Annotated in this window: 15 protein-coding genes; 7 read left to right on the forward strand and 8 right to left on the reverse strand. The window is 35.7% G+C overall.

Annotated features, from left to right (window positions below; genetic code table 11):
- Positions 1-77 precede the first annotated feature (77 nt).
- From DEU42_RS03180 to DEU42_RS03195, 4 genes are read left to right on the forward strand one after another with little or no spacing between them, the layout of a single operon-like run.
- Positions 78-2,009, forward strand: coding sequence for a vWA domain-containing protein (locus DEU42_RS03180; RefSeq protein ID WP_114756971.1), 1,932 nt, complete (start codon positions 78-80; stop codon positions 2,007-2,009).
- The gene (locus DEU42_RS03185; RefSeq protein ID WP_114756824.1) at positions 2,006-3,259 is read left to right on the forward strand and encodes a dihydroorotase; all 1,254 of its coding nucleotides are present in this window, start codon (positions 2,006-2,008) and stop codon (positions 3,257-3,259) included. Before DEU42_RS03180 ends, DEU42_RS03185 begins: the two co-directional genes overlap by 4 nt.
- Positions 3,252-3,596, forward strand: coding sequence for a hypothetical protein (locus DEU42_RS03190; RefSeq protein ID WP_114756825.1), 345 nt, complete (start codon positions 3,252-3,254; stop codon positions 3,594-3,596). Before DEU42_RS03185 ends, DEU42_RS03190 begins: the two co-directional genes overlap by 8 nt.
- A gap of 3 nt (positions 3,597-3,599) precedes the next feature.
- Positions 3,600-4,247 carry an alpha/beta hydrolase gene (locus DEU42_RS03195; RefSeq protein WP_114756826.1) on the forward strand — a complete coding sequence of 216 codons (648 nt, stop codon included), beginning with the start codon at positions 3,600-3,602 and terminating at the stop codon, positions 4,245-4,247.
- 74 nt (positions 4,248-4,321) lie between these two features.
- Here the strand turns inward: DEU42_RS03195 and DEU42_RS03200 are convergent, their stop codons facing one another.
- Together DEU42_RS03200 and DEU42_RS03205 are read right to left on the reverse strand one after the other, a co-directional pair.
- Positions 4,322-4,735 carry a DUF6691 family protein gene (locus tag DEU42_RS03200; protein WP_114756827.1) on the reverse strand — a complete coding sequence of 138 codons (414 nt, stop codon included), beginning with the start codon at positions 4,733-4,735 and terminating at the stop codon, positions 4,322-4,324.
- 9 nt (positions 4,736-4,744) lie between these two features.
- The gene (locus tag DEU42_RS03205) at positions 4,745-5,308 is read right to left on the reverse strand and encodes a YeeE/YedE family protein (RefSeq protein ID WP_114756828.1); all 564 of its coding nucleotides are present in this window, start codon (positions 5,306-5,308) and stop codon (positions 4,745-4,747) included.
- A 157-nt stretch (positions 5,309-5,465) separates the two neighbouring features.
- Between DEU42_RS03205 and DEU42_RS03210 the strand changes: the two genes are divergently transcribed.
- From DEU42_RS03210 to DEU42_RS17415, 3 genes are all read left to right on the forward strand, one after another.
- Positions 5,466-5,930 carry a 2-dehydro-3-deoxyphosphooctonate aldolase gene (locus DEU42_RS03210; protein ID WP_114756829.1) on the forward strand — a complete coding sequence of 155 codons (465 nt, stop codon included), beginning with the start codon at positions 5,466-5,468 and terminating at the stop codon, positions 5,928-5,930.
- A gap of 71 nt (positions 5,931-6,001) precedes the next feature.
- On the forward strand, positions 6,002-6,820 hold the full coding sequence (kdsA, locus tag DEU42_RS03215) for a 3-deoxy-8-phosphooctulonate synthase (RefSeq protein WP_114756830.1): 819 nt from the start codon (positions 6,002-6,004) through the stop codon (positions 6,818-6,820).
- A gap of 214 nt (positions 6,821-7,034) precedes the next feature.
- On the forward strand, positions 7,035-7,697 hold the full coding sequence (locus DEU42_RS17415) for a hypothetical protein (RefSeq protein WP_158537849.1): 663 nt from the start codon (positions 7,035-7,037) through the stop codon (positions 7,695-7,697).
- On the opposite strand, the gene DEU42_RS03230 is transcribed toward DEU42_RS17415, so the two are convergent.
- From DEU42_RS03230 to DEU42_RS03255, 6 genes are all read right to left on the reverse strand, one after another.
- Positions 7,694-8,413: a lycopene cyclase domain-containing protein gene (locus DEU42_RS03230; RefSeq protein WP_114756833.1), complete on the reverse strand. Its 720-nt coding sequence runs from the start codon at positions 8,411-8,413 to the stop codon at positions 7,694-7,696. The two genes, DEU42_RS17415 and DEU42_RS03230, sit on opposite strands and share 4 nt — an antisense overlap.
- Entirely contained in the window at positions 8,410-8,871 is a 462-nt protein-coding gene (locus DEU42_RS03235; protein WP_233506606.1) for a sterol desaturase family protein, read from the reverse strand. The genes DEU42_RS03230 and DEU42_RS03235 overlap by 4 nt, the downstream gene beginning before the upstream one ends.
- Positions 8,868-9,200 carry a hypothetical protein gene (locus tag DEU42_RS03240; protein WP_233506607.1) on the reverse strand — a complete coding sequence of 111 codons (333 nt, stop codon included), beginning with the start codon at positions 9,198-9,200 and terminating at the stop codon, positions 8,868-8,870. Before DEU42_RS03240 ends, DEU42_RS03235 begins: the two co-directional genes overlap by 4 nt.
- Positions 9,201-9,313: 113 nt before the next feature.
- Positions 9,314-10,150 (reverse strand): phytoene/squalene synthase family protein, encoded by an 837-nt coding sequence (locus DEU42_RS03245; RefSeq protein WP_114756835.1) that lies wholly within the window; start codon positions 10,148-10,150, stop codon positions 9,314-9,316.
- Positions 10,134-11,627, reverse strand: coding sequence for a phytoene desaturase family protein (locus DEU42_RS03250; RefSeq protein ID WP_114756836.1), 1,494 nt, complete (start codon positions 11,625-11,627; stop codon positions 10,134-10,136). The genes DEU42_RS03245 and DEU42_RS03250 overlap by 17 nt, the downstream gene beginning before the upstream one ends.
- A 4-nt stretch (positions 11,628-11,631) precedes the next feature.
- The gene (locus tag DEU42_RS03255) at positions 11,632-12,303 is read right to left on the reverse strand and encodes a MarR family winged helix-turn-helix transcriptional regulator (protein ID WP_114756837.1); all 672 of its coding nucleotides are present in this window, start codon (positions 12,301-12,303) and stop codon (positions 11,632-11,634) included.
- Positions 12,304-12,393: the final 90 nt, after the last annotated feature.

Here is a 12,393-nt window from a genome sequence, read left to right on the forward strand (position 1 = left end):
TCATGTGAAATTTATCCTGTATAATTGCTATGGGGTTTACAGGAAAAATTAGTATTTTTGACAAACTTTCAAACGAAATGCAATTCAAACACCCGGAAATTCTATACTTTCTTTTCCTGCTTGTAATTCCCATACTGGTTCATTTGTTTCAATTGCGCCGTTTCCAAAAAGAATATTTTACCAATGTACGCTTTCTTAAGGAGCTTAGCATGCAAACCCGCAAGAGTTCTGTCATAAAAAAATGGCTATTGCTTGCTACTCGATTATTGCTGTTAACCTTCCTTATCATCGCATTTGCCCAACCATACTTTAAAGCTAAAGATGATAATCATAAAGGCAATGAAATGGTTATTTTGCTTGATAACTCTTTTTCTATGCAGGCTAAAGGCAATAAAGGAGAATTACTTAAACGAGCTGTACAGGACATACTTGAAAACACTCCTGAAAATCAACAATTTTCGTTAATTACCAATACCAATGCATGGTGGGATACCGATATAAAATCCATACAAAAAGACCTGCAAAATTTAAAATATAGTGATGCATCTTTTAGACCTGATTTTTTGCTGACAAAAGCTGAAGCTAAAAATCCTCATTCAGGAAAAGACGTTGTTGTAATTACCGACGCTGTTAACCTTGATAATAAATACATTTCTAAATTTAATAGTGAAGCTCCTGTTTATTTCATAGTTCCTGAAGCTGAAAATAAAGCAAATGTAGCAATCGACAGCATTTACATCTCTCAGGTTATGGATAACTTTTATGAGATTAAAGTTGATATGGAAGCTTTTGGTGATATTGAGAACGACATTCCAATTTCACTTTACAATGGTAAAAGTCTTTCTGCGAAGACCCTTGTGAAATTTGATGGCAACAAGAAAAAGTCAAGTACATTTACAATTCCGAAAAAAGATTTTCACGGTTATGTATCCATCAACGATAACAGCTTGACCTATGACAACAACTACTATTTCAGCATTAGTAAACCGCAAAAATCAAATGTGATCGCGATTGGCGATACTGCTAAAAACAATTTTCTTTCCAGAATATATACTGATGATGATTTTAATTTTACATCATCTGAATTACGCTCTTTGGATTACAACAGTCTTGGTAAACAGGATGCTATAATCCTTAATGAAATAAAGGATATTCCGCAGGCTCTTATTACTACGCTTAAGGATTTTTATGCGAAAGGCGGAAATGTTGTTATAATACCGGCTTCAGACAGTAGCCTTCAAAATCTTAATGCTTTAATGGCGGCTTTTGGCGGAAACCAGTTTAAAAGCACAAATGCTAATGAAAGGCAAATCACTAAAATTGCTTTTAGTCATCCGTTATATGCAACTGTTTTTGAGAAAAAGACGGATAATTTCCAGTATCCAAAGGTAAACACTGGCTTTACTCTTGGTGGAAGCGCTCTTCCGGTACTTAGTTATGATGACCAGACTCCGTTCCTTGCTTCAATAAGCAATAAGCTTGGTAACGTATATGTATTTACTGCAGCTATAAACAAAACCAACAGTAATTTCCAGAATTCCCCTCTTATTGTACCTACATTCTATAACATGGCACAAAACAGTGGTAAAACAGGAATTAGTGCTATAACCATTGGAGAAAACCAAAGTCTTTTACTTGATGTACTGTTATCTAAGGATGAAGTGCTGACAGTAAAGAATGAGACATCAGATTTTATCCCAATGCAGCAACTGCTGAATAACAAAGTAAAACTTTCTTTTGGTGATTATCCGGAAGAAGCAGGTAACTTTGCAGTATATAAAAATGATCAAAATTTAAAGAACATAAGCTTTAATCATGCAAGGACAGAAAGTAATCTTGCCCTGCAGAATAAAGCCCTTGCTGACGATTTTACCGAAGCTGATTCTGTTGCTACGGTTTACAACGATATTAAATCGGAACGCACTGCCGATGAACTATGGAAATGGTTTATCATTGGCACACTGCTGTTCCTGTTAACTGAACTTCTTATCCAAAAATTTGTAAAATGAACCTGATATTCAAAAACGCCGTTATTATAGACAAAAACAGCCCTTTCCATAAACAGGCTGTTGATATACAGGTAGAGAATGGCATCATTAAAAAGATAGCTAAAAACATCGCTCCTGATGGCTTTGATACAGTAGAACTGGATAACCTGCATATCTCTAAAGGCTGGTTTGACAGCTCTGTGAGTCTGGGTGAACCCGGTTATGAAGACAGGGAAACCCTGGCCAACGGACTTAATGTTGCTGCTAAAAGCGGTTTTACCGATATTGCACTTCAGCCTACAGGAAACCCAATTGCCGAAAGACAGGCAGATATTAGTTTCTTATTAACCAAATCGGCTACTGCAGCGACAAAATTGCACCCAATAGGTGCACTTACAAAAAATAGCGAAGGAAAAGACATTGCCGAGCTTTTTGATATGAAAAATGCCGGAGCGGTTGCTTTTGGTGATTATAACAAATCTATTACTGACGCAGGTATCCTAAAAATTGCACTGCAATATGTTCAGGATTTTGACGGGCTGGTAATAGCATTTGCCCAGGATAATAATATTAAAGGTAAAGGTGTGGTTCACGAAGGTATGGTTAGCACCCGCTTAGGCCTTAAAGGAATCCCTACCCTTGCTGAAGAACTACAAATTGTACGCAACCTGTACTTGTTAGAATATACAGGCGGCAAAATGCATATCCCTACAATTTCATCTGCAAAGTCGGTTCAGCTTATTAAAGAAGCTAAAGCAAAAGGACTAAACGTGACTTGTAGTGTTGCTATACATAATCTTTTACTGACTGACGAAGTGCTAACAGACTTTGATACCCGTTATAAGGTAATGCCTCCGTTACGTCCTGATTCAGAAAGAAAAGTACTTATTGAAGCTGTTCTTGACGGTACCATTGACATGATAACATCAGACCACAACCCTCTTGATATTGAACTTAAAAAACTGGAGTTTGATATGGCAAAAGACGGAACAATAGGCCTTGAAAGTGCTTTTGGAGCTTTACAGACTGTAATTCCACTTGAAGTTATTGTTGAAAAATTCACTGCCGGCAAACCAATATTTGGCTTTGCAAACCAGGATATTACAGAAGGAGCTGTAGCATCCTTCACTTTATTTAATCCTGAAACACACTGGACATTTAGCAAAGAGGATATCAAATCGAAATCGAAAAATTCAGCTTTCCTTGGACAAACCATGAAGGGTAAAGCATATGGAATATACAATCAGGGAAAACTTATCTTAAATGACTAATTACAATAATATCTCCGATATAGAAAAAGGCAAAACTAACGCCATTATATCTTACCTGCACATCATTGGCTGCATTATAGCCATGGTAATGAATAGTGATGCCGAAAAGAAAAGTGCATTCGCATCTTTTCATATAAGACAATCTTTAGGCTTAACCTTATTGTCAATGTTATTGGGATCTACGATTTCAAACTTTGACAGTTGGTTAGTTACAGGGCCTTTTTACCTATTCTTTTTTGTTTTGTGGACATATGGAATTATCGGTGCAATACAAGGACAAATGAATGCTGTTCCATTACTTGGGCCATTCTTTCAAAAACTGTTTAAAGGATTATAATTAATGGATTTATCATTATATCATCTCGTAAGAGAACCAAAAGTAAAAAAGGATAAGAATCCATTACTATTGTTGCTTCATGGTTACGGAAGCAATGAGGAAGATCTTTTTTCGTTTGCCCAGCACCTGCCCGATGAATATTTTATCGTGTCTGCAAGGGCACCTTATAACCTGCCTCAATATAGTGGACATGCATGGTATGCCATTACGTTTGACAGTGACATGAATAAATTCTCAGACGACAAACAAGCCATAGAATCACGTGATCTTATCGTTAGATTCATAGACGAGATTATTGCCACCTACCCTATTGATGCTGACAATGTAACACTTGTTGGATTTAGTCAGGGAGCAATACTTAGCTATGCCGTAGCACTAACCTATCCTGAAAAAGTATCAAGAGTACTGGCATTGAGCGGTTACCTGAATATGGATATTGTTGGTAAAAGCCTTCATGCCGAAGATGTGTCTAAAGTTCGTTTCTTTATCTCACATGGAACGGTAGATCAGGTTATTCCTGTAGAATGGGCACGCAAAGCACCTGAATTCCTGAAAAACTTAGGCCTTGATGTAGAATATCATGAGTACAATGCCGGACACGGTGTTGCTCCTCAGAACTTTTATGATATGGTAAACTGGCTGAATAAATAACTTTACACAGCATATAACACAAAAGGGATAAGTTTATGACTTATCCCTTTTTCTATTTTATAGAATCATATTAATTAATGAGGTAGTTTATTTTTCAATACTCCGTACAAATACGTTCCTACCAAAGCTCCCAATAAAATAACCCCAATTCCGTAGAAACCGGCACCTATAAGGATATACATAGGCCCCGGACAGGTACCGATAAGTCCCCATCCTAAACCAAACAATGTACCGCCTACAAGATATCCGGTAAAACCTTTTTCTTTATCCGGAATTACGATAGGCGCTCCTGTTATATCTTTCATATTAGTACGCTTAATAATTTGCACACCAATCACACCAACCACTACGGCAGTCATAATGATCCCGAACATATGAAATGACTGGAAATGGAACATCTCATAAATACGATACCACGATACCGCTTCCGATTTGGTTAACACTATACCGAATACTATACCTACAAATAAAAATTTTATAAACTTCATGAGATGATCTTAATTAAAGAATAATGGTAACAGCAGCCATGACATTACAAGCCCACCAATAAAAAATCCGATTACTGCTATAAGTGATGGTAACTGCAAGTTACTTAATCCGGTAATAGCATGGCCTGAAGTACAGCCACCGGCATAACGTGTTCCGAAACCAACAAGGAGACCACCAAGTAATAATATACCCAATATTTTAGGCGACTGAAGAGCTTCTGTACTTGTAAGCGCATCAGGAAGCAGCTTACCATCAGGAGCATCAATGTTCATTGCCTGAAGTTCAGTTATAGTTTTAGGATTGATCTGTACCATTTGCGCAGGGTCACTTATAAAGTTAACTGCGATGTATCCTCCTATCATGGCACCAAGTACAACTGTAAGGTTCCAGCGTTGTGTTTTCCAGTCGAATTTAAAAAACTCTGATGTTTTTCCCGCACCAAGCATAGTACACATTGTACGTAGATTCGATGACATTCCGAATGTTTTTCCGAAATACAATAGGGCAAGCATTACACCCCCAATAAGGAATCCCGACACATACCACGGCCAGGTACCATATAAACTCTCCATGTTATTTTATTTTTTTCACAAAAGTAACGATTTAGTTAGTATTGCTATAATAGATTTTAGATAATAGATAAAAGACTATTAATACAGATTCTGACAATCATCAACCGGTAACAGACAACCAAAAAAATTACTATTTTTGATCAACAATTAACCATCAATGAAAAAACAACTGTTCGCTGGCCTTATGGCTTTAGCACTTGCAACTACATCCTGCGTTAGTACAAGAAACACAATACAAAATATAGATGACACTGCACTCATGCCCGCTTTGAGTAAAGAAAAAACATTTATCATTACAGAAATAAGTAAGGATAAAAAATATGGTTATGATCAGGATTATCCTGTAAACCTTGGTTTTCTTCCGCTGGCAACCGGTGAAATAAATGTTCAACGCTATTTTGGTGCACTAGCAGGACCAAAAGGCGAAAAATTAACTTATACAAAAATAGAAAGCTGTTGCCCCTTTCCTACTAAGAAATTTGATGCAGGTGCAGGCTTGCTTGATGTTTATGAGGTAACCTGGGAAGGATTAAATGAACCAAAACGTATCTATATTAATCTTTATGAAAAAGGTAAGGTCATAGCTCCTCAGGGCTTCACAATTCGAACTATAACACCATAGATTCTCTCGATGGTGTTTGTATACAGCAATGGCTTTTTATCGTTATCTTTGCACCAAATTATAACACAACAATGAACTTAAATAATATACCACAAATTAAAAATACCGAGAGCGGTAACTTTTTCCTTCTTGCAGGCCCATGCGCTATTGAAGGAGAAGAGATGGCGCTTCGCATAGCTGAAAAAACCGTAGAGGTCACCAGCAAACTACAAATTCCTTACGTATTTAAAGGTTCTTTTAAAAAAGCGAACCGTTCGCGTGTAGACAGCTTTACAGGCATTGGAGACGAAAAGGCTTTAAAAATACTTCGCAAAGTATCTGAGACTTTTGGTGTGCCAACCGTTACAGATATCCATACTGAGCAAGATGCTGCTATGGCCGCACAATATGTTGATATACTTCAGATTCCTGCTTTCCTTGTTCGTCAAACCGACCTTGTTGTAGCTGCAGCCGAGACAGGAAGGACAGTTAACCTTAAAAAAGGTCAGTTTATGAGCCCTGAGGCTATGAAACACGCTGTTCAAAAGGTATTGGATTCTAATAATGAAAACGTAATGGTTACCGATCGTGGTACCATGTTTGGATACCAGGATATGATTGTTGACTACAGAGGAATACCTACAATGCAGCAATATGCAACAACTGTGCTTGATGTTACACACTCACTACAACAACCTAACCAGACAGTAGGTGTTACCGGCGGACGCCCTGATATGATTGAAACAATCGCTAAAGCAGGAATTGCTGTAGGTGTTGACGGTATTTTTATCGAAACACACTTTGATCCGGCTAATGCAAAAAGTGATGGTGCAAACATGCTTCACCTTGATTATTTTGAAGGATTAATGCAAAAACTGGTTGCTATACGTAAAACGATAAACCAATTTTAATAGCATTTGGTTAGTCAATTCGATACTACAATCTAAAACAAAGATTATAATTAAAAATGAGCCCGGTTTAGTACTGGGCTCATTTTTTATATAAAACAATTAAAATCAATGTTTCATCGACAGTATTTTTAAGCTGTTTTTCAAACAGTCAAAGGGTATTGAAAATAAAAAAACAATTAATTATATTTGTTTGTACACTGCCAACCAACACCTTATGAAAGAGCATGTTTACAAATTAAAAATTCCAAAGGGCGAAACCTTTGAAAGCATCATGGACCAGCGGGAAAATGGTGCGCAGTTCATATATTATGAATATGTAATCCCCAGACCTATAATTGCTCCCGGTCGTGCAGTATCAAAGATTTATTTTGTAAAAAAAGGTGATTCTAAAAGATATTATGCTAAATACAACCTCATCAATCTTATATGGGGGTGGTGGGGATTACCTTTCGGTCCTGTTTATGTATATCGGGTTGCAGCAAAAAACAGAAAGGGCAACAATATAACCGATGATGTTTATACAAATCTCAGTAAAGAAGACTTTGTAAAAGGGCGGGTGATTATCCGCAAAACATCTACCCTATTCCGCGATTTAGACAAATCTACACTCTCAGAACTTACTAAATGCTTTAAAAAAAATGTCGAGAGAAAAGGAAGATTTACAGCCAATCCTATTGCAGCATTATACATCGCATCTAAAACACCTACAATTTATGTTGGCCTTAACAGTGCTGATTATAATCGAAAATATGATCTTAAAAAGGAAGTTTATAACTACTTCTACTCTTATACTAAATTTGAATTCGTTGATCTCTCCGATACTACCGAAATTGTTAGCAAACTTAAAGAACAAGGCACTGCTTTAAATTGTAATTAATTATCTGAATCAGTATTGATTTGAATTGATGAAGGAAACTTAGTTAGTAATCCAAAAATGTAAATATTCAACAAAAACATAACGTAGCCGTAAATAAAGTCTTCAATCGGGATTGTAAGTATACGTAACCCAATTATTTCCTCAGAATTATAATTTACAATAGCACTTTCCAATCCTGTACCTGTAAGAGTTCCATTTACAGGAATAAACCCTAGCATTAATATAAGATATATCAGTGAAGCTCTGCCAAATAATTCATATCTGGTAATCAGACCTAAATAAGCAACAGTAACAATTGTTACTATTGCCGTAACTGCCGTATATATTTTATTGTAAAAAATAAAGAAACCCGTAATGCTTACTGTTAGCACTACAAAGATTATTAGTTTACTCAATTTCTCAGCCCACTTTAAATCGAAAAACTTTAGAAGGCAATAATATGTAAAAACACAGGAGAATGGTATACAAATAAAAAAAAGCCATTCTTCAACAGGCATCCCTATTATACTTATTCCTAAAACATAATCCTGATTAAACCACCATACCCCTGAATTTGTAAACCAAGCATCCCAAAGTATAAACGGTATAGCAACAGTTGCACTTGTTTTTATAAAAGCACCAAAATATTTATCGAATCTTATCTTTGGATGAAATGAGAATATAAAACAGACAACAATAGTCAGGAAGTTAATGAGTAAATATGTGTATGGTTTCATTTGTTGTCTTTGTTAAAATACATTTTAAAATACTTTACAGGAACCCAAAGAAACCCAAAACATTCACCATCATGTTTCCCCGTATGTTTATGATGCTGTTTGTGAGCACGCCTGATAGCTAATAAATAAGGATTTTTTGTTTTCTTTAGAAAACCAATTCTTTGATGTATGAATATATCATGAACAAAAAAATAGGCCATCCCATAAATTGAAATTCCTAATCCAATGTAAAATAAGTAATTATAGCCCTGAATTGCACCTACATACATTAAAGCAATCGCAGGCACAGCAAAAATTACAAAGAAATAATCATTACGCTCGAAGTGACCATCAGTGCTATGGTCATGATGATCCCTGTGTAGTACCCATAGAAATCCGTGCATTATATATTTATGAATAACCCAGGTTAAGCCTTCCATAATAAAAAACACACTTATTATTATTAAAAATCCCATCATTCTTTAGATTTTAAGCATTCTTTAATCATCTTCTGAAGTGTTTCCGATTTTATGTCTGAACCGCTATATCTGATAATTTTTTTGTCCTCTTCAATATTATTACTGTAACCAAGAAATTTAGGGGCATTAAGCTGAACTGAAAGCCTTATAAAACGTATTTCCGTATCAGACGGAGACTGAGCTACAGACTCTTCAATATTTGCTTTACCTTCCTTAAAAGTTTTTAGTTTTTCGAATGGGTTTAGCGTATGTTTAGCCCAAATAGTTTGAAACGCACCCAGATAAGCAATCCTGATTGGCTCTCTATCATTTCTAAGTTTATATATCATTTCTTTGCACAGTAACTTATTAGTTGCCGCTTGCGAATAATTATATCGGATATCCTCCAATTCCTGCGAATAGCAAACGGAAATCAAACTACACAATAATACACAAAATATCCTCATACATTAGCTACTTTATACTTTACATAGCTTCTCATCATCAATGAAATTTTTTGCGTGTTAGGTATCCTTATACGGGCATTTAGAATTTGCTGAGCCGGAGTATTGCATATTTTCTTTAAAAGCGACAGATAATATCTGTACGCCAGATAAACCCCAAAACGCGATGAAACCGGTAACTTCTTTATACCAATAAGCGCTTCGGCAAATTCCTGTTTTATTTCTTTCTCAATACAGCATTTTACTTCGTTATTAAATTCATTCATATCAACATTAGGAAAATAAGTGCGTCCTAAAACGGAATAATCATCTTTAAGATCCCTTAGGAAATTTACTTTTTGAAACGCCGATCCTAACTTCATTGCAAAAGGCTTTAACTCATCATATTTTTCCTGGCATCCCTCTACAAAAACCTTTAGACACATAAGCCCAACAACCTCAGCTGATCCCAAAATATATTCCTTATAAAGTTCGGTATTATAATCAACCGGATTAAGATCCATTTCCATACTTTTCAAAAACTGATCTATAAGATCAAGACCAATTTCATATTTATGAACTGTTTCCTGAAATGAATTAAGGATAGGATTTAGTGAGATCTTTTCATTAAGAGCCTCAGTTGTCTGTAACCTTAAACGGGCTATTAAAGCTTCTTTATCATAATCATGAAAACTGTCTACTATTTCATCCGCCAAGCGTACGAATCCATAAATAGCATAAATAGCCGGTCTTATCTCTGGTTTAAGGGCCATGATCCCCAACGAAAAACTTGTGGAGTATTTTTGGGTTGTAGCCTTACTAACCTGATACGAGAGGTCATCAAATAGTTTTTTCATAGTGGGATGGTGTTTGTTTATTAATTTCTTTAGCGACTATTTTTCCTGAAATAATAGAAGGTGGTACTCCGGGTCCGGGAACCGTAAGCTGTCCGGTATAATACAGGTTCTTCAGTTTAGAATTTTTTATTGAGGGTTTAAGAACGGCTGTTTGTTTTAAAGTATTAGCCAACCCATAAGCATTACCTTTATAAGCATTATAATCACTAACAAAATCGCTAACACAATAACTTCTTTTAAAATCTATTTTTGATAACAAATCTGTAGTACCAGTATGCCTCTCAAGCCTTGACAGCATTTCTTCAAGGTATTTTTCCCTTATTGCCTCCTCATCTTCTATACCGATTGCCAATGGCATTAATAAAAATACATTTTCATGTTCGCGAGGTGCTACAGAAGTATCAGTCTTAGATGGACAGCACGAATAAAACAGCGGTTCGTTTGGCCATTTTTTATCTCCGTAAATAGTAGCAATATGCGAATCAAAATCGTTTTCAAAGAACAATGTATGATGCTTTAGGTTTGGTATAACCTGATTAAAACCCAGATAATAGATAAGACATGAAGGAGCAAAAGTCCTGCTCTCCCAATACTCCTCGTTATAGTTTCGGTACTTAGCATCCAGAAGCGTTTCTGTATGATGATAATCCGAGGAAGACACTATGCTGTCAAATTCTATAAATTCTCCATTAACTGAAATTCCTGTCACTTTATTATCAACTGTAATTATCCTGTCTACATTAGCTTCAAAATGAAACTTAACTCCCTGTTCTTCTGAAACAGACTTCATCGCTTTAACCAACTCGTAGAATCCTCCTATGGGATAGTGCGTACCAAGCATATACCCTCCATAATTCATAAGGCTGTAAAGTGCCGGTATGTTTTTGGGTGATGCACCAAGAAATATTACCGGAAACTCCATTAAAGCAATGAGTTTTGGATTAGTAAAATGCTTTTTTACATAAGATCGATAATCTGAAAGCAAGTCAAGTTTTAATGCACCTTTTGCGATTTTTAAAGATATAAACTCAAACCATGAAAGACAGGGTTTAACGACAAAGTCGCGCATACCTATTTCATACTTATATTTTGCAGATTCCATGAAACGGTCAAGTTGTTTTGCTGCACCAGGCTCAACTTCTTCAAAAAGAAGACGCATATCCTCATAACTATCAGGCAAACTGAGTTTACCATCGGCAAAAATCATTTCAAATTGAGGGTCAAGACGTACCAATTCATAAAAATCACCAGTCTTATAGCCAAAATCTTTGAAGAAATCTTCAATTATATCTGGCATCCAATACCAGCTTGGCCCCATATCGAAAGTATAACCATTATTAGTGTGGAACTGCCTTGCACGTCCTCCAGGTGTACTATTCTTTTCGAACACATGAACCTCGTTCCCTGATTTAGACAGATAAGCTGCTGCAGACAGACCTGAAATACCGGAACCAATAACCGCGATCTTGTTAGGCATACTATTAATTTTGAATTTGTAAATAATTATTATTTACCTCATCAAGCAATTCAGGCACAGAAATATTGCTATTGAATATTGGATTATGAAAATCTTCAAGCTTATTAAGTATTCTTATTAGCTCCATTTTTTCTAAATAGCTAAGATTTCCCGAAACAATAGATGTCGCCTGACGTATTTTTCCCATCAGCGCATCCAAAGCTTTTTTACCTTCTTCGGTAATACTTATCACTTTTGCCCTTTTATCATTATCAGAATCAATTTGAATGACCCATCCCTGTTTGATAAGCCTGCCAATAATCTGCATACCTGTTGGCTTGTCCTGAATATTCTTTTTAATCAATTCAATCTTGGACATCGCTCCAAACGCATTAAGATTTATGAGATAAATAAAATCTTCCTGAGTAGAAAAAGAAGAATCTGATATAGCGGATTTGGAATACATTTTAGCATACCTGCTCATATGTATAAGCATTGTAGATATAGCACTTTCAGGAGTGCGCCCGTAATTTTTATTTTCCCATTCAGGCTCCGGATACTTTTTACCCTCCTGAAGAAACGAATCAGCAATCCATTCTTTAAATCCTTCTAAATTCAGAGAATGTTTTTTTGATGCTTTGGAAGCTTCAAAATCTTCTATAAGCTCTATAACTTCTTTTAATAAAGTATAATTCATACCATATAATTAGTATTCAAATATACTTATTATATAAAATATAGTATAAAAAAATACTATTAATATTTTCTTAAAATTAAAAGTTACAAA

It is taken from the genome of Flavobacterium sp. AG291, assembly GCF_003350375.1.
Classification (GTDB): Bacteria; Bacteroidota; Bacteroidia; order Flavobacteriales; family Flavobacteriaceae; genus Flavobacterium; species Flavobacterium suzhouense.